20 protein-coding genes and 2 pseudogenes are annotated in these 23552 nt (G+C 36.8%); 11 read left to right on the top strand and 11 right to left on the bottom strand.

Annotated features, from left to right (window positions below; all coding sequences use genetic code 11):
* Positions 1–6 precede the first annotated feature (6 nt).
* The 8 genes from E4K71_RS16740 to E4K71_RS16705 form a co-directional block, all read right to left on the bottom strand.
* On the bottom strand, positions 7–1416 hold the full coding sequence (locus tag E4K71_RS16740) for a hypothetical protein (RefSeq protein ID WP_135081521.1): 1410 nt from the start codon (positions 1414–1416) through the stop codon (positions 7–9).
* A 16-nt stretch (positions 1417–1432) separates the two neighbouring features.
* Positions 1433–2080 carry an imidazole glycerol phosphate synthase subunit HisH gene (hisH, locus tag E4K71_RS16735; protein ID WP_167730651.1) on the bottom strand — a complete coding sequence of 216 codons (648 nt, stop codon included), beginning with the start codon at positions 2078–2080 and terminating at the stop codon, positions 1433–1435.
* A gap of 8 nt (positions 2081–2088) precedes the next feature.
* Positions 2089–2850, bottom strand: coding sequence for an imidazole glycerol phosphate synthase cyclase subunit (locus E4K71_RS16730; protein ID WP_206201922.1), 762 nt, complete (start codon positions 2848–2850; stop codon positions 2089–2091).
* Between the two features lie 25 nt (positions 2851–2875).
* Entirely contained in the window at positions 2876–4192 is a 1317-nt protein-coding gene (locus tag E4K71_RS16725; RefSeq protein WP_135081517.1) for an N-acetyl sugar amidotransferase, read from the bottom strand.
* 26 nt (positions 4193–4218) lie between these two features.
* On the bottom strand, positions 4219–4908 hold the full coding sequence (locus E4K71_RS16720; protein ID WP_135081516.1) for an acylneuraminate cytidylyltransferase family protein: 690 nt from the start codon (positions 4906–4908) through the stop codon (positions 4219–4221).
* Positions 4909–4931: 23 nt separating this feature from the next.
* Positions 4932–5963: a nucleotidyltransferase family protein gene (locus E4K71_RS16715; protein WP_135081514.1), complete on the bottom strand. Its 1032-nt coding sequence runs from the start codon at positions 5961–5963 to the stop codon at positions 4932–4934.
* A gap of 93 nt (positions 5964–6056) precedes the next feature.
* Positions 6057–7772, bottom strand: coding sequence for an ABC transporter ATP-binding protein (locus E4K71_RS16710; protein WP_135081512.1), 1716 nt, complete (start codon positions 7770–7772; stop codon positions 6057–6059).
* A gap of 109 nt (positions 7773–7881) precedes the next feature.
* Positions 7882–9432, bottom strand: a complete 1551-nt coding sequence (locus tag E4K71_RS16705; protein WP_167730136.1) for an integrin alpha — start codon at positions 9430–9432, stop codon at positions 7882–7884.
* On the opposite strand from E4K71_RS16705, the pseudogene E4K71_RS16700 reads away from it, so the two are divergent.
* Positions 9425–9789 (top strand): annotated as a pseudogene (locus tag E4K71_RS16700) (transposase); the annotation flags it as partial. The gene E4K71_RS16705 and the pseudogene E4K71_RS16700 sit on opposite strands and share 8 nt — an antisense overlap.
* Positions 9790–9898: 109 nt before the next feature.
* On the opposite strand, the gene E4K71_RS16695 reads toward E4K71_RS16700, so the two are convergent.
* Complete coding sequence (locus tag E4K71_RS16695) at positions 9899–10582, bottom strand: methyltransferase domain-containing protein (protein WP_135081508.1); 684 nt, start codon at positions 10580–10582, stop codon at positions 9899–9901.
* 17 nt (positions 10583–10599) lie between these two features.
* The gene (gene pseB / locus E4K71_RS16690) at positions 10600–11634 is read right to left on the bottom strand and encodes a UDP-N-acetylglucosamine 4,6-dehydratase (inverting) (RefSeq protein WP_135081506.1); all 1035 of its coding nucleotides are present in this window, start codon (positions 11632–11634) and stop codon (positions 10600–10602) included.
* Positions 11635–12022: 388 nt separating this feature from the next.
* Between pseB and E4K71_RS16685 the strand changes: the two are divergent.
* From E4K71_RS16685 to E4K71_RS16665, 5 genes and pseudogenes are all read left to right on the top strand, one after another.
* Positions 12023–13229, top strand: a pseudogene (locus E4K71_RS16685) (IS3 family transposase).
* Between the two features lie 266 nt (positions 13230–13495).
* A complete protein-coding gene (gene neuC, locus E4K71_RS16680) occupies positions 13496–14596 on the top strand; it encodes a UDP-N-acetylglucosamine 2-epimerase (protein ID WP_240796838.1) in 1101 nt (366 codons plus the stop codon).
* A gap of 15 nt (positions 14597–14611) precedes the next feature.
* A complete protein-coding gene (locus E4K71_RS16675) occupies positions 14612–15550 on the top strand; it encodes a Gfo/Idh/MocA family oxidoreductase (RefSeq protein WP_135081502.1) in 939 nt (312 codons plus the stop codon).
* Positions 15550–16137 carry an acyltransferase gene (locus E4K71_RS16670; protein WP_135081500.1) on the top strand — a complete coding sequence of 196 codons (588 nt, stop codon included), beginning with the start codon at positions 15550–15552 and terminating at the stop codon, positions 16135–16137. Before E4K71_RS16675 ends, E4K71_RS16670 begins: the two co-directional genes overlap by 1 nt.
* Complete coding sequence (locus tag E4K71_RS16665) at positions 16137–17252, top strand: DegT/DnrJ/EryC1/StrS aminotransferase family protein (protein WP_206201921.1); 1116 nt, start codon at positions 16137–16139, stop codon at positions 17250–17252. Before E4K71_RS16670 ends, E4K71_RS16665 begins: the two co-directional genes overlap by 1 nt.
* Here the strand turns inward: E4K71_RS16665 and E4K71_RS16660 are convergent, their stop codons facing one another.
* Positions 17253–18242 (bottom strand): hypothetical protein, encoded by a 990-nt coding sequence (locus E4K71_RS16660; protein WP_135081498.1) that lies wholly within the window; start codon positions 18240–18242, stop codon positions 17253–17255. It lies immediately after the preceding gene.
* Positions 18243–18426: 184 nt separating this feature from the next.
* Here E4K71_RS16660 and E4K71_RS16655 point away from each other — a divergent pair, with 184 nt between their 5' ends.
* From E4K71_RS16655 to E4K71_RS16635, 5 genes are read left to right on the top strand one after another with little or no spacing between them, the layout of a single operon-like run.
* Positions 18427–19431: an N-acetylneuraminate synthase family protein gene (locus E4K71_RS16655; protein WP_135081496.1), complete on the top strand. Its 1005-nt coding sequence runs from the start codon at positions 18427–18429 to the stop codon at positions 19429–19431.
* 41 nt (positions 19432–19472) lie between these two features.
* Complete coding sequence (locus E4K71_RS16650) at positions 19473–20177, top strand: PIG-L deacetylase family protein (RefSeq protein WP_135081494.1); 705 nt, start codon at positions 19473–19475, stop codon at positions 20175–20177.
* A 1-nt stretch (position 20178) separates the two neighbouring features.
* Positions 20179–21207 carry a hypothetical protein gene (locus E4K71_RS16645; RefSeq protein WP_135081493.1) on the top strand — a complete coding sequence of 343 codons (1029 nt, stop codon included), beginning with the start codon at positions 20179–20181 and terminating at the stop codon, positions 21205–21207.
* A 23-nt stretch (positions 21208–21230) separates the two neighbouring features.
* Positions 21231–21929, top strand: a complete 699-nt coding sequence (locus tag E4K71_RS16640; protein ID WP_135081491.1) for an acylneuraminate cytidylyltransferase family protein — start codon at positions 21231–21233, stop codon at positions 21927–21929.
* A gap of 14 nt (positions 21930–21943) precedes the next feature.
* Complete coding sequence (locus tag E4K71_RS16635; protein ID WP_135081489.1) at positions 21944–23518, top strand: hypothetical protein; 1575 nt, start codon at positions 21944–21946, stop codon at positions 23516–23518.
* The last annotated feature ends 34 nt before the right edge of the window (positions 23519–23552 follow it).

Here is a 23552-nt window from a genome sequence, read left to right as displayed (position 1 = left end):
TTATTTTTATGGACAGTGTTCTTTAATATTAAGCACTATTTTTTTAAGGTGTTCCTCAAATTTACCGTCAAGTATACCATAATGAGCCGAACATTGGATTTGTTGTTGCGTATAATGATCAAGATTTTCTAATAAATTTAAAAGAGTTTCTTTAAAGTCTTTTGTTTTTGTCACTTTAAACAAACTTGGGCATTCTTCATAGTTTTCATCATTCATATAAATATAATCTAAGTTAATGATTGGCAATCCTAGAATAATAGCCCACTCAATTGTACTTGAATTCCCACAAAGAAACACATCTGCACAAGGTAAAATCGTAGCAAGTGGGCTTGTTTCAATATGAAAGCCAAAATCACTTTCTAAAAAACGATAAGTCTCAATATCTGATTTTGGATGCAGAGAGCAGATAACATTACATTCAAAATGAGATAAAACAGTTGAGAATTCACGTAATTTCTCTAGATGCTCGTCCCAATGCAAAATGTTGTGCTCTGCATAATTAGGAATAGCAAAAACGATAAGCTTTTTGCCCTGAGATAAAACAAACTTATCGTTAAATGCTGCAATTTGTTCTTTACAGATAGACTTTGCGTGAAAAAGGGCATCAAATGCAGCATCACCTATTACAAGTGCTTTATTACGATCTAAACCTTGTTTGATAGCAAAGTGTGCTTTTTGATCACTACTCATAAAGATGAAATCTGCATACCCCCCTCCTTGCACCCAAGGATTATCAGGAAGCATATCTAACTTAGCTAAAGCCAGTATCAACCAGCCGGGAGAAAACAACAATGTTGAAGTTCTAGTTGGGAACTCCTGTTTAGGGAATCTAAATGCAGCAATGAGGTTTAACAATAGAGGGCATGAAGTTAAATTCGCTTTAAATCGAATATCACTTTGTCTTGAAGCTGCAATACCCTCTACTGAAGGAATCCCCCCTGCAGAAATAATAGTTTTTATGTTTAATTTTCTTGCAGCCCACAATAAAGGTGGCACAAAGCCAAGTTCACGGTCTCCTGGTAAGAACACAATATCTGGGGCCTCTGTTTGAAGGAAATTCAGCCAAAATTCAGCCTCTTTTTTATAATTCTTTATTACATAATAAAAACGCCACAAAGAAACAGGAAAAGAAAACGAAACCCTTTTCCTTCTTAGTATACCGGATATAAGTTTAGGAAAAATATTACAAATACTATCCCAAATATTGTCTGCACCAATGATAGGGTCACCCGGTACTTTGGGTATAACATCTATATGCTTAATATTTTTCAGATCACAAAGAGAAGTATATTTGCTAACACGCTGGTCAGCTAAAATTATAAATGGATCAAAGCGACAATCTTTAGATAGAGTTTCATATTGTGGAAACATTCTTTGGAAAGATGTTTCATGACGTGGAAATAAAAGAATTTTCATCTTTTCTAAAGTTATTTTAGGGAGAGTTAATGTCTAGATTAATAAAGTTTTGTAATACCTGAATTCCGACTGTACCGCTTTTTTCAGGATGGAACTGCACCCCAAAAGTATTGGAGGATTGGATCGCAGCTGTAAATACATATCCATCATGTTCTGCGTATGCCAGTATATTATCTTTTTCTTCAGACCTTACTGAATAAGAATGTACAAAATAGAAAGCTGAATTTGGTTTAATGCCCTTAAAAATTCCACCTTCCCACATAGTTTCATTTTTTAATAAAAGTTTATTCCACCCAACATGAGGAAGCTTCCGAATGAATACATCATTCTCCATGTTTGGTATCTTATGTACTTCACCTGGGATAACTTGGAATCCTTGATGTTCACCGAATTCAAAGCTTTTATTAGTCAACATTTGCATACCAACACAAATACCAAGCCATGCTTGCTGCTCATTTCTTAATGAGGTCAGAAGCGGATCATATAATCCCCGTCTTTTAATTTCAACAATACAGTCGCCGAACGCCCCGACACCCGGGAGAATAGCACGACGAGCGGTAATAATTTGATCGGGTTCACTTGAAATAATTGGATTGCCGCCAGCTTTTTTAACAGCCCGACTAATACTTAATAAGTTTCCGATTCCATAATCAACAATTAGCACGTCTCTAGTCATAATTCGCGTATATATCTTTCAGTTTTTTGTTTAATTGCAGTGCGTAATTGACTGAGATTTACTTTATTGTAGTGTAATACATGGGCCATTGCAATTGCATCAACATTGGTTGAGGTAACTAGTTGATGCGCATCAGTGATATCACCCATACCACCACTTATAGTATATGGAATAGAGATGCTCTCATCTAATGTTTGAGCCAATTTAAGATCAAAGCCTTTTGCTGTCCCTTCTTGGTCAACTGACGTCACAAGAATTTCACCTGCACCAAGGTTCTCTCCTTCTTTGGCCCATTGTATAGCATCTTTATAAGTATGTTCACGACCATTATCAGTTAAGGCTTCCCAATTGCCTTGAGGGTTTCTTTTGGCTTCAATACTTAAGACAACACACTGAGATCCAAATCTTTTTGCAATTTCTGTAATCAGGTTTGGGTTCTTAATTCCGGCAGTATTCAAAGCAATTTTATCTGCTCCAGCTTTAAGCATTCGTTCCACATCGGAAAGTGAACGAATGCCACCTCCAACAGTAATCGGAATGAAAATATCTTCGGCAGTGCGTTTTACAATTTCTTCTAGTCCGTTCCTCTCATAAAGACTCGCGACTACATCCATATAAATTAGTTCATCAATTCCTGCTTCATAGTACTTCCTAGCATACTCACTAGGATCACCGATAACACGTAACCCTTCTAATTGTACTCCTTTAATTAAATTGGGAGCTTTTATATCCATGCGTGCAATAAATCGTAAATTCACAGTAAAACCTCATCTGTAATCAATTCTATGAAGCTTTCCAGACTGGTTTGCGTAAACCCCATTGACCTTCTTTGAAATGCCAGATGTGAGGAGATCTATTTCTATCTACAATGTTATTGAAGTATTCCTTTGTCATTTCTGGCGATTCAAACCATTCTTTTGCATTTGGGAATTGCTTCGTATCAATCGATAGGTAGTCCATCAGAGTATCAAAAAAACGCTCGGGGTATTCACCATCAAACCGTTTCACCAATGCAACACCTTCTACACGTTCAATATCTCTAGAACGAATTTCCTGGGCAGCATCGTATGAGCAACGCCCAATGCCAAATTTGATAAATGTCGAGTACCAATGTAAATCATCAATTTTATCATCAATACTCGCGTATTTACTAAATGTTCCTGTATTACGTTCTGGACAAGCTTCAAAGTCACCATGCTCTACTGAATAATAGTAACATTCTTGAGGATGCCATTTCATATAATAACCAAGATAATGTACATCTACCCCTACTTTACTCATCAATCCTGGATTTGCAGGCATAAATGCTTCTAAGTCATTTTTCGTTAATCCGTATTTATCAAGAAGTTCCGACATTGCAACACCTGCAATGTAAACCTTATCAGGGTCTTCAGTCGTATAATATCTATGCGAGCGCTTGGCAGTCGACATATCCTGCCTAGGATTTCCGTATTCTGCTTCATTTTCCCCATAAACAACAAAAGGTATATTAAATTGGGCGGCTAACTTAGGTGCCATATTCTTCTGCCCAAGCATAAAAGGCTGAAAAGGATGAAAAATAGTTTCTGTTGCCAAGCGTGTAAGGAGGCGGTGTATTTTTTTATTTGGAGTAAAAAGGTAATTATCAAAACCAGCGTCAATCCATTTATGCAAGTTTCGATATCCCCAATCAGTATAAATATGAGGTGCAAATGTAACTGTAAGAGGATTCATACCAAATTTATATTTGAGAATATGCGCGGTATAGAAACTATCCTTACCACCTGAACCAGGAACCAGAACGTCATACGTGCCATCATTTTTGCGATACTTATTACAAACCTCTTCAAGTTCTTTAGCTCGATCAGCCCAGTTAACATTTAGTTTATCTTCAGCAACCTGACAGGCATCACATATACCTTCTTCATCAAAAGAAATTGTTGTTTTTCTGGTGTTTTTTGTATGTGAGAATTCAACTGCAGAATTTGGGCGTTGATTAGAAATTACACATTTATTGCAATACTGCACTTCTTTAGGCAAACCAAAAAAAGCATCATTATCAGACTTCAATGGTTCATATTGTGAGTAATCGATCTCTTGAAAAGCTTTAAATATTGTCATTTTTAAATATCTTCACATAATAAAGGTCAATCTTTGATGAGGGATTCAACGATCTTGAAGTCCAGTTCCGTATCAATGTCAATTGAATGTGCAGATGTCATAGCATAGCCTACTGTTTTGTTCGATATAAAACTATCATTGTTCTTCAACCATTCCCATTGTGCGACGTAGACCGCACCGTTTAGGCTCCAGAGTTGTTCTGTATCTTGCCTACGGCTTGGTATATTTTCACCACTGCTAAAGGGGGATAATTCCCCTTTATCGTTATTCATTCTAAACATCCACATAGGGCTTTTATCAACTTTGCACACAGATACGCAGGCAGGAGTATTTGTATCAATACACTTACGTATGCATCCATCAATATCATCAAAAGTTCTTAATGGTGAAGTTGGTTGTAGTAAAACAATATAATCATAATGTTCATAAACGTTCGACATCACGTGGTGCAGAACATCCATTGTAGTGGCCTCATCTGTACCCAGTTGCTTTGGACGCATAAATGGGATATTGCCCTCCCATTGTTTAGCTACATGAGCAATATCAGGACAATCGGTTGAAATAATACAATGATCAATAATTTTAGAATTTTGTGCTTGTTCAATGGACCATGCAATAAGTGGTTTGCCCGCTAGATTTCTAATATTCTTTCCTGGCAAGCCTTTAGACCCGCCCCTCGCTGTGATTACAGCCAGCACTTTTTGATTTTTATACATTTTAATGAACAGTTTATATCGAATTATTTGACAAGGTTGTAATCTTCTGGCCGACCAATATCAATCCATTGCTCATGAATAGGGAAAACACACGTATTCAAACCATTTTTAATCCCACGTGTAAATAGATCGGGCATGTCGATATATTCACCTGGCGTTATAAGGTCTAATAATTGCGGTGATACAACATACATTCCTGCATTTATCATATGTTGAAATATTGGTTTCTCACGAAACTTAATAAGTTTACCATCTTTTGTTTCAACGACCCCAAATGGGATTTCGTACTTATAAGGTCCGACGCACATGGTTGCATTACTTGCATGATCATTATGGAAGTCTAATAAGTGACCAAAATTGATTTCTGTTAATACATCTCCATTAACAACAATCATGGGTAATGTATTTTTATCTTTTATAAGACCGAGAGCACCTGCTGTTCCTTTGGGTTCATTTTCTTCTACATAAGAAATGTTAACATCCCAATTTGAACCGTCCTGAAAATATTCTTTTATTATTTCAGCATGATAGTGAACAGAAATAATAAAATTATCAAAACCACTTGCGATGAAACGATCTAAAATATGCTCAAGGATTGGCTTGTCCCCAATGGGAAGCATAGGCTTAGGGGTTTCTTTGGTTAGCGGAAGGAGACGCTTACCAAATCCACCGGCCATAATAAAGATGGTATTAGGTCTTGATGTTGTGGCTATTAGGTTCTGTAGTGTCACAACAGAAACAACTTTTCCATATTTATCAATAACTGGCAAATGGCGTCTTTTATAAGATGTCATTTTATGAAGTAGAGTTGCTTTACTGTCATTTTCATGAGCAATCGTTGGGTCATTGTTCATGATTTGATGGCATGGAGTTGTAAAATCTGAATTTTTTAGCAGTACGCGTCTAATATCTCCATCTGTAATAGTGCCTAAAAGTTTTTGGTTCATATCAACTATGAGTGCAATTTTGTATTTGCTATTTTCAATAGCTAATAAAGCATCCTGTAACGTTGATGTCATTGATATAAAACATCTATTTAATTCATCATTTGACATTTTTTACTCAGAACAGCGTAAAGTTTAGAGTTGACCCGCATTGATTGATGTATTCTGGGAAACGATTTGTACCTAAACTAAGTATTACTTTTTTTAACGTGGAACTGCAATACCTTCAGATACATCAATAATTGAATCTGCGACATTACGAATACCAGCTTGATGAGTGATTGCAAGAATTGCAATGTCTGTATTAAGTTCTTTTAAATTCTTACAAAATTCAGCTTCTGTTTTAGCATCTAATGCACTCGTTGGTTCATCAAGGATAAGGAGTTTCGGTTTGCGTGCTAGAGCACGAGCAATCATTAGGCGTTGTTTCTGCCCACCGGAAAATGTCCCACCTTTTTCACTAACTTTGAAATCCAGCCCATTAGGTAAAGCAGCGACAAATTCTTTACACCCTGCTAATTCAAGAGCCCAGTAAATATCATCATCTGAGATTGAAGAGTCACCTAAAGATAAATTTGTTCTAAGGGTATCACTAAATAAAAAATGTTCTTGCGGTACATAACCTATTTCATTACGCCATTTAGTAATATCAATATCATTAAGGTTCACATCGTCAATTTTAATAGATCCAGATTTAGCAATTTGCAATCCAAGAAGTAAATCCAGCAATGTGGTTTTTCCACTACCAGACACTCCACTTAATGCTGTAATCTTGTTACGAGAGATATGGAATGTTGCCTTTTTTATAACCGGATGTTTTCCATATGAGAAAGTGACATTGTTAAAAGAGATGCTTGAATTAAATGTGACATCTGCTGAGTTCTTTTTCTCTTCAAAACTTGCTTCAGCTTTTTTTATCTTTTTAAGATAAGAGTAGTAATAATTCTCTGCGAACATAAATTTTTGAGTATGGGATTGAACTTCTCTAATTGTATTTAGAGCCTTATAGAAAAGAGCAGATACGATTATAATGAAAGAAATCTGAAAATCAAAATATGTTACTCCATAATAAATTCCTAATGCCAATATTATTGCAATAATAGGCTCAGGTATTTGCCGAAGCATTTGTTGATAAAAGCCAAACATATAGTTTGTCTTATTTAAATATTCTGTTTCTTTAGAGAGTATAGGTAATAGCCATTTTTCCCGTGACATAGCTTTTAAAGCTTTCATACCTAACAGGCCATCTGTGACTCTTATTGCAAGATTCTCATAGGCTAATGCCTGTTCTTTTCCTAATTTCTTCGATTTTGTATTTAGCCCTTTGAAAAAGATATAGAGAAAAACGCCACATAGAATACCCGCAACACTAATTTCCCAAGCAGCCATTGATGCAATTAGAAGATATATAAAAGCAATACCAGTTCTTGATAACATATTACATGTCATCGAATAAACTTGTGCTGCAGCATTTGCTTCTCCTCCAAGGGCATTAGAGAAAGCACCTGATTTTTCATTTATAAAATATGACCAACGTGCAGCCAAAATCGCTTGTATAAAACGTAACCTTAGATCTGCTGCAGTTTGAGATCCAAGTCGCGTAACAATGATGTTAGAATAAAACATTAAAATGCTTTTCAGAATCATTACGACTACGATGAAAATGAGCATTGTTTCTATTGTTTTGTTAAAACCTAACGAATTGAAAAATGAATATAAAAGATCAATAGCCATTGACCCATCAGATGGATCACTATTCTGTATGCTCGTTAAAACAGGAATAAAGGCAAGTATTCCTATCCCCTCTAAAAAACCGGCAAGTATAGTAAGTATAAATATTGAAATACTTCTGAGTGGGTGGATTAAAAGGATTTTATAAATTCTTTTAATCAGATGCTCATCTGAATTATAAAGGGACATATTAGAACCAAAATGTGTATGAAATTGTGTCTGAGTTAACCTGAAAAACGTAATTCCGACGAGAACCACAGCACAATAGTTAGTTAAGTTAATTATTAAATATGAAGACTTAATAGATCAATGCAGATATCTTTTTTCCATCTAAAATATATAAAGCTCCTGCGCTAAAACCTGCCTCTAAATCGTTATCTGCTGTTAAAATAATATCACTATAATTATCTTTATTAATGTCCATATAATCATAATGGAAACCAGTTGGAACTAATTCACTAAATGGTTCCCCAAGAATTTTTACAACCTTCTTCGATGTTATAGGTATTTTACAATCAGATTTAAGATGTTTACCAGGAAGGATATAAAGAGCACCATTCCAGGACATATGAAAATGACCACCAATAGAAAAATCAGGTATTCCATCTTGGTCAAAATCACCTGCTATTGGTGATATAGTTGAACCAAGGCCATCTGTATCAGAATATTTTTTTGAGTCTATTAATTCACAATATGAATTTCTAATATCATACTCACTTGTCAAATCCTTGCCTGATACTAAAAATGAACGACTGGTACCGGGTTCTTCATGCCTAATAACTACCCAGAAATCGTTGAAACCATCCCTATTGAAGTCACCTGTTGCTCCCAGTTTTGCCCTCCATAGACTTTTGTCACCTATGATTTTAATTGGAGGGGTGGAAAATACGTTTTGTGACAAAAAAATTAAAATATATTCAGCAGATTTCACAACAAGTTCATCATTACCATCAAGATCAATATCACTAAGGAATGAAATACTTCTGTCTGTAGGATAGTATTTCTCTTTTGCGGAAAAGTCATCTGGGAGTGTTATGATACGAACAGTGTCATTTTTATGATAGTTAGTAAGAAATATTTTACTTTCTTCTCTGAATGCGAGAAGGGGAGCGTTGTTATTTTGTTTTAAAAAAACTGAATCACGTTGTATTTTTTGAAAATCATCAATGTTTATTGATTGAGGAGTTTTAAGAGAAATGTTCTGAATTAGCCTGTTTCCAAGGATAAAATCGAAATTCCCATTTGTTCTATTAAAAAATGCATTTATGGAGGTTGGAGTATATTCTCCATCTCCAGTAATTTCAGTAATTAGCTCTTTACCGGATAAATGAATTTTTGTCTGCTTACCATCGCTTAAATCCACAAGAGAAATAAATTTTGAAAAAACATCACCAAATTTGCCAGATAAATATGGAATTGAGAGAAGTTTTTCTTTTCCCTCATCGCTATTAATAAGAAGGGTACGAGCTCCCCACCAAATAAACTCATTATTATCCCAACTGCTCCACCAATCATTTGTTGATGTTTGAGGTAGAACTTTTCTTATTATTAATTTATCAATATTGATAAATTCATTTTTATTTTTAGAAAGAACCATAGTTGCTTGCGTATCTTTTTTAGAGATATTTTGTGCAAAAAAAGCCCCAAACTTTTCCCGGTATATTTCCCAGACCCACTTTTTAGGGTCTGTGTGAACTAAATCTTTTTCCGGCGTCTCTTTTATTAAAAACAAAAGAAACACAAAAAGCGATAACACAAGTATAAAATTGATATTCTTTCTTATTTTTAGAAACACTTTATTTATCCTGTGCGAATGCAAAATAACGGTAATAAATCTAAGTTTTGGCATTCTTAAACGTCATGGCAAGGTCTTAAATACACAAAGAACGGATACCTTAATGCCTATAATCCGTTGGAAATAAAGCCTGACAGCATTGTTTTCACGGAATGCCATCATTCTTACAACACATTGGATGTCAGTGAATGTACACACATGTGGATCAACCACTCGACCCATTTTGCAGACAATCAATATAACCACATAAACGGTATTGATAATTTTTGGAATCAAGCTAAACGTATTCTCAAAAAATATAATGGCATACCAAAAGAGGCTTTTCCCCTGTTTCTGAAAGAGTTCGAATTTAGGTTCAATTATGGATCACCAAAAGAGCAGTTTAAAATGCCCAAAAAATGGTGTTGGTGAAACCTAATCCATGCCAGCCCCAATTTTTTTGTACATTGAAACCTCCTGACATTAAGATAATTAACTCAGGAGACACACCCACTTTTTCCGTACAGGCCCACTTTGAACTTTACAAAGTCTTACGTGCAACGACCATGATTAACCCTTTCCGTGGCATCAAATGATCAATAATCTTATATAAAAAATACGGTAGAAGTTTCAGGTCAGCAAACTTTGTGATAACTTGACGGAAACGAGCTTCAAGTTTATTCATTTGTTTCCAAGATGAAACCCAATCATAACCATAATAATCTTCAATTGTGAAACCCGCTTGTTTCAAATTCGTATGGAAAGTGGCATCGTTAAACAAAACTGGAGGAATATTTAAAAGCCATACCCCGTTATTATTTAAAATGCGTGCAATATTTTTCATTGCGGTTTTTTTATCCCCAATATTATTGAAAACCCGTAAAGAAACTATCGTATCCATTTTCACTTTATCATATGGATCCTCAAAACAACATTCTTGAAAATTTTCTACAAAATCTGGCTGTTTTGAACGCGCATAATCTACATAAACACCACAAATATCATAACCAAAAACATTAAAGCGGTCCTGAAAGTTTGGATAAATTCGACCTGTCCCAATAGGGAAGTCACAAAAATTTGGACCTTGAGCATATTTATTGATAATGTCTAAATCTCTTTGTAGGCGCAAAGCCTCTAAACCATTTGCAAGTGTTCTTTCTGCAATGGAAATTTCCTCAAACTTCTTATCTCGGAACATTTGAGAGTATTCTGAAATATCAACCATTGAACTTTACCTACCCTTTACGACTTAATACACTCTACCAATTCTTCAGCACCAAGCCATTCAGTGTTTGTATCACTAGCATAACTAAATCCTTCAGGGACGGAGTGCCCATCTTTTTTTGCCAAGGGGAAACGGTCTGTCCAAGGGTACTCCGACAAAATAATATAACGATCATCACGTTCCACAGTTGTGCGTGAATCATCGCTCGAAATCATTACTTCATGTAGTTTCTCACCCGGCCGTATACCTATAATCTTAAACTTACAATCTGGCTTCATAGCTAAGGCGAGGTCAGTAATTTTCATACTTGGGATTTTGGGGACGAAAATCTCAGCACCCTGCATCTGCTCCAGTGTCGTAAGAACAAAACTCACACCCTGATCTAAGGTAATCCAAAAACGCGTCATACGTTCATCGGTGATAGGGAGTTCTTCACTCCCATTATCGATTAAATTCTTAAAAAATGGGACAACGCTACCACGGGATCCCACAACATTGCCATAACGAACACAAGAAAACAGCGTGCCATCAGGGCTACTTAAATTATTAGCTGCTAGAAAAACTTTATCCGATGCAAGCTTACTTGCTCCATATAAATTGACAGGGCTACATGCCTTATCTGTTGATAAGGCTATGACTTTTTTAACATTATTTTCAATCGCTGCTTCAACAATATTCTGTGCACCTAAAACATTGGTATTAATACACTCAAAAGGGTTATACTCAGAAGCAGGCACTTGCTTCATTGCAGCAGCATGAATGACATAATCAACACCTTTCATCGCCATATGTAAACGACGTCTATCACGCACATCACCGATAAAATATCTTAAACAATGTGTTTTATCTTCCGGAAACAAAGCAGATACTTGCATTTCATGCTGTTTTAATTCATCACGAGAAAAAATAATCAAACGAGATGGAGTATAGTTTTCTAATATTGTTTTAATAAAGTGCTTCCCAAAAGATCCTGTGCCGCCTGTAACAAGAATACTTTTCCTGTCCAATAATTCTTTTGGGGTTTCATTAAAACGATCTTGAAAAAAAGACATTACCTAGCACTCAATATTAAAGGAGGTTCTCTATTAAATAGTGTCCCCTTTTTTAATAGATATTAATCTGATGTCAATCTAATACAGTTAAAATCAGAGCTCGTTTTCTCGTCATATGAGCCGGAGATAGGTCTCATTTATTTGATTTTTCAGTTGGACTCGTTCCGTAAAACTGGAGAGTACCTTCTCGTTTATGCGGCGTTCAATTCAAACTGCATCGGAGTGATATTTCCCAAATATGAATACCGACGCTTGGGATTGTAAAATCGATTAATGCATCCGAACAAGGCTTTTTCTGCCTGTTCTCTTGTCGGCAACTTCATTCTCTGAATAGTCCCTAGATTTCTAGACACCTTGTCGGTTACAAAATGAGGCAAGGAGTTATTCAATATCCAAATCCTATTTCACCGATGAATTTAAAATTGATGCTGTAAAGCAGATTACGGAACGGGGCTATTCAGTCGCAGAAGTTTCCCGGCGTTTAGGTGTCAGCACACATTCGCTTTATCAATGGCGTAAGCGGTTTTCTAAATTGCCAGCTGTTGCCCAAGAAGTTATGGAACAATCTGCCGAGATCAGTCGCTAAAAGAAAGAGTTGGCCCGTGTCACCGAGGAGTGAGACATCTTAAAAAAGGCCACGGCGTTCTTCGCAAAAGATGCCAAGTGAAGTACGCCTTTATGAAGGTGCATCGTTCTGATTTTATGATCCGAAGCATGTGCCGTATATTGCAAGTTCATCCAAGCGGGTTTTATGCGTGGTTGAAATCACCGCTCAGCAAAAGAGCCCTTGAAGACCAACGTCAAACGGAGCTTATCAAGCAGGCTTGGGAAGAGAGTGGCAAGGTCTATGGTTATCGTAAGTTACATGATGATCTGTGCGAATTAGGCGAATTCATAAGCCCCAATCGTGTCGCACGTTTAGCTCGTCTGGCAGGAATTTTACTCAGATCGGATATAAACGTCGCCCTGGTCAATATGGAGGAAAACCGTCTATTGTTGTTGATAATACACTTGATCGACAATTTGATGTTCTGGAACCAAATCGATTTTGGGTAACTGATATTACCTATATTAAAACGACAGAAGGATATTCATATTTAGCGGTTGTTATTGACCTTTATTCCAGAAAAGTTGTTGGTTGGTCTATGCAAAGCAGGCAACTGACAGAACTCGTCTTGCAGGCTTTATTAATGGCTGTGTGGCGGCGAAAACCTAAAAATAAAGTCGTCATACATTCCGATCAGGGCTCACAATTTACCAGCATTGAATGGGCTTCGTTTCTGAAATCTCATAACTTGGAACATTCTATGAGCCGTCGCGGTAATTGTCATGACAACGCTGTTGCGGAAAGCTTCTTTAACCTGCTTAAACGTGAACGCATCAGGCGCAAGGTCTACAAAACCAGAGCGGATGTAAGGCAGGATGTATTTGACTATATTGAAATGTTCTACAATCCAAAACGCAAGCATGCTAGGAACGAAATGCTGTCACCAAATGAATTCGAACGACAGCAAAAAAGAGAGATCAAGGCGTCTAGGAAAATAGGAGCTATTCAAACCGACAATATCACGCTCTTCATCACTCAAAACGATTAAACTGGCCGGACGACCTCTCTTTCCTATTGATCCCTCCTATCTGTTATTCAGAAAGGATAAAGCAAAATGAAAAAATGATCCTTACTTTTGGCTCAGGTGACGAGACAATCTGCTAGACAATTCATAAGAGGTCTTTATAATCTCGTCGTTTTTTTGGATTGCTTGCAATTTGCTCGTAATATAACTTATCAAATAGGCAATGGATTATGAAAAAAATATGCATTGTAGTCGGTTCACGAGCTAACTACTCAAGCATCAAGTCTGTAATGGAAGCTGTTAACAATCATTCCGACTTGACGTTACAGGTTGTTGCAAGTGCTTCAGCATTACTTGATAGATACGGAGCTGTTATTCATCTCATAAAAAAAGATGGTTTTGCGATTGATGCACAAGTAAACATGTTGTTAGAAGGCGAAAGCTTAACTTCTATGGCCCAATCGACTGGTATAGGTCTTATGTCTTTGCCTCCTGTCCTTGAACAACTACAACCAGATACAGTAATTACTGTTGGTGATCGTTTTGAGACAATGGCAACAGCTATTGCTACAGCATATATGAATATACCCCTTGCCCATACCATGGGAGGGGAAGTTAGCGGTACTATTGATGAATCTATTCGTCATGCCGTAACTAAACTTGCACATATCCACTTCCCAGCCTCACAAGATGCAAAAGATCGGATTATTAAACTTGGCGAGATCCCTAAAAATATTCACCTTGTGGGATGCCCTCGTATTGATCTAATCAAAAGAATTCTTGATGACCAGAACTATCGTTTAAGAGATTTACAAAATAATCTTTTTAATCAAGGTGTTGGAATGCAATTTAATCTTGGAGAACCATTTATTCTCGTCTCCCAGCATCCGGTAACTACCGAATATGGAGATGGACAAAAGCAAATCACGGAAACACTTGAAGCAGTTTCTAAAACTGGCATGCATGCGATTGTTTTATGGCCAAATGCAGATGCAGGATCAGATGATATTGCTCGTGGTATTCGAATTTGGCGTGAGAAGGGCCTAGATAAGAATATGCATTTCTTTAAAAATTTGCCGATTCATGTCTATGTCAAACTGATGCAACGTACGGCCTGCCTTGTTGGTAATTCTTCAAGTGGTGTACGAGAGGGCGCATTCATTGGTACGCCTGCAGTTAATATAGGTTCACGGCAACAGCAACGTGAGAGAGGCCATAATATTATTGATGCAGAGACAAATGCAGATGATATTTATGAAAAAATTCAAATGCAAATAAAGCATGGGTCTTATGAAATAGACCCGATCTATGGTCGTGGTGATGCAGGGGTTAAAATTGCTAATATTTTAGCCTCAACTACAGTTGATATTCAAAAAGTGATTAATTACTAATCGGAGAATATCAATATGACAAATTTTGCACTTATTGGAGCAGCGGGCTATATCGCACCTCGTCATATGAATGCGATCAAAGAAAATGGAGGCTCTATTCAAACAGCTTTTGACCCATTCGATTCTGTAGGCGTCATAGATTCTTATTTTCCTGAAGCACGTTTCTTCACAGAATTTGAACGCTTTGACCGTTATATTGATAAACTTCAACGTGAAAATAAGACAATTTCTTATATGTCTATTTGTTCACCCAATTATCTGCACGATGCGCATATCCGTTTTGCATTAAGATCAGGTGCGCATGCGATTTGTGAAAAACCAATTGTACTAAACCCATGGAATATTGATGCCCTTGAGGATTTTGAATCTCACTATGGTAAAAAAATCAATACAATTCTCCAATTGCGCCTTCATTCATCCATTATTGCGTTAAAGGAAGAAATCAATAGTTCTCCAGATAAGATCTGGGAGGTTGATTTAAGTTATATCACTTCGCGTGGTAATTGGTATCACAATTCTTGGAAAGGCAATGAAGATAAATCGGGCGGTATTGCAACAAATATTGGCGTCCATTTCTATGACATGCTGACTTATATATTTGGTAAAGCTAAACAAAATAATGTTCACTTGCGTGAAGCTAGTAAAGCTGCTGGTTATCTCGAATTAGAAAAAGCCCAGGTTCGCTGGTTTCTGTCTATTGATCGAAATGATCTTCCGGAAAGTGTCCAGGGTAAACAACCAACATACCGATCAATTACTGTAGATGGAAAAGAGATTGAATTTTCTTCTGGCTTCACTGATTTACATACCAAAAGTTATCAAGAGATTTTAAGCGGTAATGGTTACGGCCTTATTGATGTCCGTCCATCCATTGAAATGGTTTCTGCAATTAGGACAATGGCTTTAGCCCCTAATAAAGGTGATATCCATCCGATGGCACGAGGACTTATATAATGAGGAGCAATAAGCAAGGTGAAAATTGCTTTTTTGTACACGAAAGTGCATATATTGATGATCCCTGTGAAATAGGAGCTGGGACAAAAATTTGGCATTTCTCACATATTTTACCAAATGTTATTATTGGGTCTAACTGTAGCTTTGGACAAAATGTTGTTGTAGGGCCTAATGTTAAAGTCGGTAATAATTGTAAAGTCCAAAATAATGTAAGCCTATATACAGGCGTTGAATTGGAAGATGGCGTTTTTTGTGGTCCTTCATGTGTTTTCACTAACGTGAATAACCCCCGTGCAGAAATAAACCGCAAAAGTGAATTTCGAAGTACACTTGTAAAAAAGGGAACTACAATTGGCGCTAATGCAACAATTGTTTGCGGGCATACAATTGGTGAATATGCGTTTATTGCTGCAGGTGCTGTTATAACGCAAGATGTTAAGCCTTATGCTCTTATGGCAGGTGTTCCTGCGTGCCAAATTGGTTGGATGAGTGAAGAAGGAGGGAAACTCGACGATGATCTAGTTTGTCCTCTTTCAGGGCAGCAATATAGGTTGAATAACGAAAACCAGTTGCAAAAAGAAACCTAATGACAGAAATCCCATTTATTGATTTGCAGGCTCAACAGGCAATTATTGGAGACCAGATTAAAGAAGCGATTTCCAATGTTTTGGTACATGGTCAATATATTTTAGGTCCTGAGGTTCGTTCTCTTGAAAAGGAATTAGCTGATTTTTGCAATGCACAGCATTGTATTACATGCGCAAACGGTACTGACGCACTATCTTTAGCCCTAATGGCAGAAAATATATCTTCCAGTGATACTGTATTTCTCCCAGCTTTTACATTTGTTGCAACAGCTGAGGCCCCTTCTCTTTTAGGCGCTAACCTTTATTTTGTTGATGTCGATCTTCAAACGTTCAATATGTGTTCAGAAAGCCTTGAGGATTCTATTCATGATGCAAAATCAAGAGGATTAAACCCAAAAGCGATTATCTCAGTGGATTTATTTGGGCTTCCTTGTGATTATAAGGCTATTCGCAAAATAGCAGATAAAGAAGAATTACTTTTTATTGCAGATGCAGCCCAAAGCTTTGGTGCAATTTATGAAGGAAATGTTGTTGGTACATTAGCTGATTACACAACAACAAGCTTTTTTCCTGCAAAACCTTTAGGTTGTTATGGTGATGGAGGAGCGGTTTTTACGGAGAAAGCTAAAAATGCTAGCCTCCTCCAATCCTTACGCTTTCATGGAAAAGGGGAGTATAAGTATGACAATATTAGGGTTGGTCTTAATAGTCGCTTAGACACGATTCAAGCTGCAATTTTACTTGAGAAATTAAGAATTTTTCAAGATGAGTTAAATCAAAGAGAGCTTATTGCTCAAAAATATTCTTCTGTACTAAAAAGGCATTTTTCAACACCCTTCATTCCAAAAGAAACTAGCTCAACATGGGCTCAATATACTTTAACTGTCTCAAATAGAGAAAAAATACAAGAACAGTGTAACAAAAATAATATTCCAACTCAGGTATATTATCCAATTCCATTACATCGACAAAAAGCATATCGCGACTCTTATATAGCTCCAGGCGGCCTCCAAAACTCTGAAACTCTATCACAGTCAGTGCTCAGCCTACCAATGCACCCATATCTTGATGAAGAAAGTCAAAATAAGATTATTAGCACTCTATTAACGCTATAATTATGTGAATATTTGAGCAATACGTTTAGCTGCGATTGACCAGTCATGTGTTCTTTCAACCATTTCTCGGTTCTCTTGACAATGAACCCCCTTTATAATGTCAGCCTTTAACTGCTTATATATATACTCTTCATTAAGGGGAAGTAATCGATGTTTGAGGCCTGTTTCCAACAGTTCTGAACGAATAAAAGGACTACCTTCATGTGGAATATAAATTAACGCTCCACTCATAGCTGCTTCAATCACGCCGAGACCAGCACTTTCACGGTGAGTTACACAAAAAATATGGCTCTTCCCATATTCAGACATAATATCTGGCCAAGAAACCTTTTGCTGACGGTCATATTTTTCGTCATGCCAGCTTGTACCTAATGGCCAGCTCCCAATACCTTTATTCTCTTGCAGATATACTTCAAATTGGGGGATGCTTGTATCTAAAGAGAGTTTATTTAAAGCAGAAACGAAAACTCCTGTAAAATCATCACCACTATAATGCCCATGATCCAGAAAAATTCTTGTCGGCTCTTTCTTTTGATTCGGGGTACAATATTTAGCTGCTGCACTCCATCCCATATGGATGACGTCCGATCTATTTACAAAACGCTTAATACACCCTTTCCAGTTTTTTTCAGGTTTTAAAACAGTAAAAAGAATGTCTTCAGCATAAGGCTGTAAGCTCGCGAAGTCGACTATTGATGCGATTTTTCCATTAAAGTTCTTTTTGATTTCCTCAAAAATATTAGGCTTGTCTTGTTTGAGGCGCGTAAACCCCGCTTGGAAAGTGGATAAAACTGCCACAGCATCTTTGTGGTGCAAAATATCTAAAGCATCTAAGAAGCTTGTAATTGAAACAATTGTAAAATACTGCTCTAGGTTTTCTCTTAAAAAGAAGGCGTTAACAGAAGCATGAGAATTTAATTCTTCAAGTAATAGATTTTCTCGGTGTTCTGTCCAGAATCCCCCCCATATAATTAATTTTGGTTTATTCATCTGTCTGAGCCTCTTTTGGGGAAAATTTTATTAAGATATTTAAGCATGTGTAAAAATTCATTAGATAAAATTCAAGTCTATTGATACTTGTTTTCTTATATCAATCTATTGTTTGAAATGATAAAAACTACTTTAGAATTATGGACGTATTGATTAAACAGTAAAACTGCAAGAAATTTAAATAATGATAGCCACATCTTTTGACAGAAAAATTATTGCTGAAATTGGCTCTGTCCATGACGGCTCTTTCGGTAATGCATTAAAGTTAATTGAACTTGCTGCAAAGTGCGGAGCTGATATTGTCAAGTTTCAGACGCATATTGCTGAAGCTGAAACTTTACCAAATGCTCCAATGCCCCCTTATTTTAAAGGCGAGCCAAGGCTTGAATACTTTAAACGAACCGCCTTTTCTATTGAACAATGGGAGCAAATTGTACAATGTTGTTCTGAAAATAAAGTGCAATTTCTATCATCCCCCTTCTCTTTAGAAGCTGTTGATCTCTTAGAAAAAGTCAATGTCAGCTGCTATAAAGTCGCATCAGGTGAAGTCAGCAACACCCCTTTATTAAAAAAGATTACTCAAACTGGAAAACCTGTTTTGCTTTCTTCTGGCATGAGTAACTGGCAAGAGCTGGGACGTGCAATCACAGCTCTATCTGACTGCCAAGAAATTATGATCATGCAATGTACTTCGGCTTACCCCTGCCCACCAACGCGTGTTGGATTAAATATTATTTCTGAAATGACCAACCATTATAAATTGCCTGTTGGTTTTTCTGATCATACAACAGATTGTGCTGCTGCATTTGCTGCTGCTGCACTAGGAGCTGTTTGCATTGAAAAACATCTTACTTTTTCAAAGGCAATGTATGGTAGTGACGCAGCTAATGCGATGGAACCAGAAGAGTTTACGACCTTCTGCCGGGGTATTAAGAGTATCTGGAAAATGTTAGATAACCCAGTCAACAAAGATGACCTTTCACCATATTTAGATATGAAAAAAGTTTTTGAGAAGAGTATTGTCACCACCAAAGCACTAGGAAAAGGTGACTGTATTCAAGAAAAGGACCTATCATATAAAAAACCTGGGGATGGGATTGCCGCATGGCGTTATAATGAGGTTTTATCAAAAAAGTTACGCCATGCTGTTCCAGCTAATCATCAGCTTTCATTTGATGATTTTGAATAAAGTGTCCCTACAAGCTTTAGATTGATTTTCAAGGGATTTAAATGTTTGATTCATCTGAACGTTTTTTGATTATTGCAGCCCATCCTGATGATGAAGTGTTAGGGTGCGGTGCGACTATTGCTCTGGCTAGACAAAAAAACATTCCTGTGAGAGTTGTTTTTTTAGCAGAAGGAGTAACCGCTCGATATGATGAGAAAGTCCTTGAAAGCGCTGAAGTTAAAGAAAAGTCAGTTAAGCGTAATCAAAATGCGATCAGAGCTCTTAAATTTTTAAGAATGACGGAAGAAGAGATTTACCTCGGTTCACGTTATTGTTGTCGTTTAGATGAAGTTTCCCTCATCGACCTTACCAAAGAAATAGAACATCATATTAAAGACTTTAACCCTACGCGTATCTTTGGTCATTCTGCACATGATGCCAATATTGACCATCGGTTGAGCTATAAGGCTCTTTTGGCTGCGGCTAGACCTGCTACATCCCGTGCGTTTAAAGCAATTTATGCATACGAAGTTCTTTCTTCAACAGAATGGAATCCACTTCAACCCTTTATGGCGACTTCTTTTGTAGATGTTACTCAAACTATCGATCTAAAAATTGAGGCTATGCAGGCGTATGAAGACGAGATGCTACCTGCCCCACATCCTAGGTCAGAAGAAGTGCTAAGATCACTGGCTCAATATCGAGGAACTCAGGTCGGAGTTAAATATGCTGAAGCATTTACTCTGATTCGTAGTCTTGATCTTTAGAATGAATATTCCAAAAGTTTATATTAGATGCGATGCAGGAGGAACTTATGGTCTAGGACATGTTGTTCGTTGCTGCAATCTTGCTCGTGAATTTTGCTCTCATAATCTAGAAGTTGTTTTTATTCTGCAGCCAAATGCACCAGAAGGGGTGACTTTCGTACAAGAGAATGGGTTTAATTGTATAGTATCTCACGGGATTGTCGGATCGGAAGAAGACTTTGTTTTCTTACACAATTTAGTCAATGCAGAAGCCCCTTATTGTCTGCTAATAGACAGTCGTGACCTTACTGTGGGAACGAGTACCCGCTATAGGAATCTGTCTTGTCTTATTTGCATTGATGATGAAAAGTTCCGAGACCTTGATTGTGACTTTCTTATTAATAACAATGCGTTTGCAAAAAAAACATCATACCCGATACAGAATAACAGGACCGTATTATGCGGATTGGAATATAACTTTTTAAATAAGCAGCTATTTTCTCATGAGAGAGAAAAAAAAGACAAAACGCATGTATTGTTAACGACAGGAGGGGAAGATCCCGGGGGCTTTACAGCTTGGCTTATTAAAAATATTGAACCAACTCTCTTTGAAGGATACCAGTTTGATGTAATTATCGGTCCCTCTCACCCCTGTCCTGAAATTGTTTTTAAAGCATCTCAAGAATCAGCTTTAAAGATTACACATCATATCGCACCTAATGGTCTTATCCCGTATATAAAAAGAGCCCATTTTGCTTTTACTGCTTGTGGTACAACTTGTTACGAACTTATTGCAGCACGTATTCCAATGTTTGCAATTGCTGTTGAAGACCACCAACTTGCTATGGCAGATAAGCTTCAGAAACAATGCCTTCTGACATATCTTGGTGGCCCTTCACCTCTATGTGCTGCTAATGTAAATTCACTTATCTCACAAATAAAAAACTCACCTTCTGAATTGGCGAGAATTTATGAGAACCAATGCGCATATATTCATGGTGCGGGTAGTGAATTAGTAGTAAAGCTAATTAAAGATAAAATTGGACAGTGACATTGTTCAAAGGAGGATGGTAAGTGTTTGCTTATATACCGGCGCGGGGCGGTTCCCAACGCATTCCACGTAAAAATATCCGAGAACTTGATGGTACACCTATTATTGGGCACGTCATTAATCATTTAAAGGAACTAGATTTCTTATCGAATGTCTATGTTTCAACAGATGATGAAGAAATTGCCGAAGTTGCGCGCTCATATGGGGCAGAAACATTAGAATTACGTTCTCCTGATCTTGCTGATAGTATTAGCGGCTTCACGGACCTTATTCGTCATGATATTCCCCGTTTTATGAAGGCAGAAGAAAATGATCATGAGGTTCTATTTTGTCTGGCAACTGCAGCCTTAGTCCCGGCGGAAATTTACCTTAAAGCATATGAACAATTCAAAAAAGATGAACCGGAAGTTTTGATGAGTTGTGAACCTTTTCATGAACCTGCCTTTTGGGCAATGACGCAAAAAGAGGATGGATTTTGGTATCCTCTTTTTCCAGATAAAGTTCTAATAAACTCACAAGATTTAGAACCAACCATTACGGATTCCGGCTTATTTTATTTCTTTGATCAACGCATTCTTGCTCAATATGACTGTCATAAACTAGCAAATAAACTTCAGGCCTTCCTTGTCCCCCATGGATATAGCTGTGACATTAATAATGAAGCTGATTGGGAAAGGTTAGAATGGAAATATGAACGTTTGCAAAGAAAAACAACTATCTAAATATTGAATAACTAATGCCAGTTTTAAATTATCACCCAAAAGATATTAAGTTTGATACAAGCGGTGTAGAAAACTTCTTTTTACCTGTTTCAAATCAGGAAACCGATGTTTTTGTTAAAACTTTTTGTAAGCAAGCTTGTGCAATTTTGCGCACATATAACATAGAACAAAACCGCCAAGCAGAGATTGCGTGGCTATGTCTTATTTATCTTGGTCTTGAGGCCGTACAATTTTTTATTTTTGCACGTATTAAAGAAAGTTGCCTTGAAAAAGGGATTCAGCCAAGGTTTGATCAAGAAAATAGTATTTTAGAGAATCTTCTGCATAATAATATTGCGTCATCAAATTTTGATGCGGCTTTTCATAAAATATTGGATAAAAATTCTCGCGGTTTAATGTGGCTAAGGTGGCTTGCTTCACCTTTAAAGAAAGATAAATTTTCAAGACGCCCTTCAAAAATAATTTCTAGAAAAAAACAAATACTATGTTTTTCTTCTGAAAAATGGATACAAGATCTAGCTGATTACAAAGAGGAAAACCTAGTTTTATCTCATTACCAACAATGGTTTGATCTTAAGAAAAGCAGTCCTATTAATTTTGCTAATAATGATATTGCAAACGAACTTGTTGACCTTGTGCTATCTCTTTTTAGCCAAAATAATTTGGCCGATATTAAATTATATCGCAAATCAATCTTGCAATCTTTTATTCAATTGCTTGATACAACCAATTTACTGCTTGTTACTGCGGAAAAGAGCCAGAAAAATTTACCTTATCGTTTTTGGGCACCGTCTATGGGCAATATTGCAAACCGAATTTTAGCCCATATTATTTATAAAAATGGAGGAGAAAATACAGCGCACGATCACGGTACAGGTTGTGGCTGGATGGATTGTCCTGAATTTGCTTTAACCGAATGGTCTTATTGTCAAAAGTTTATTGCTTATAGTGATGCCCACCTTCAATCAATTCAAAAACAAATTATTCCAGATTATAAACTTACAGATAATTCTATAAAACTAGAAAAAACACCTGTCCCACTTTATGATGTACCAAGAAAATGGGACAGGAAATCTGGGAAACACTTGAAAATTATCTATGTACCTTCGCATTATATGATAGAAAGATATTATTTTCCTGCACTTCAATTTGATATAGCCCAAATTGATTTTCAGACTAAACTGCTTATGTACTTATCTAGCAAGGGTTATGAAGTTGTTGTAAAACCACACCCTGGATGCAAGGCTGGTTTTCCTCAACAACTCCTTAAGATGGCAGGTATAAAGGCAGATAATAGACCCTTTGAAGAAGCATATAATGACGCCGATATCATGTTGATGGATTATCCTCAATCTACAACATTTCGAACTGGCCTTCTTAGTCAAATGCCGATCGTTATCTTTGACCCTGGACGAACACCATTTATGAATGATGCTTTGCCCTCTCTGGAAAAAAGAGTTGTACGCCTTCCATTAGTTTATTCCGATGATAACCAAATTGAATTGGATGGAGAGGAATTAGAAGAGGCTTTTGTAAAAGCATTACAGTTAAGAGATAGCTCTTTTCAGGAACTATATTATCCTTCATAAGTTTTATAAAGACATCAATATTTAAGACACATTT

Source organism: Terasakiella sp. SH-1 (assembly GCF_004564135.1).
GTDB lineage: Bacteria > Pseudomonadota > Alphaproteobacteria > Rhodospirillales > Terasakiellaceae > Terasakiella.
This window is presented reverse-complemented; position numbering and strand designations above follow the sequence as displayed.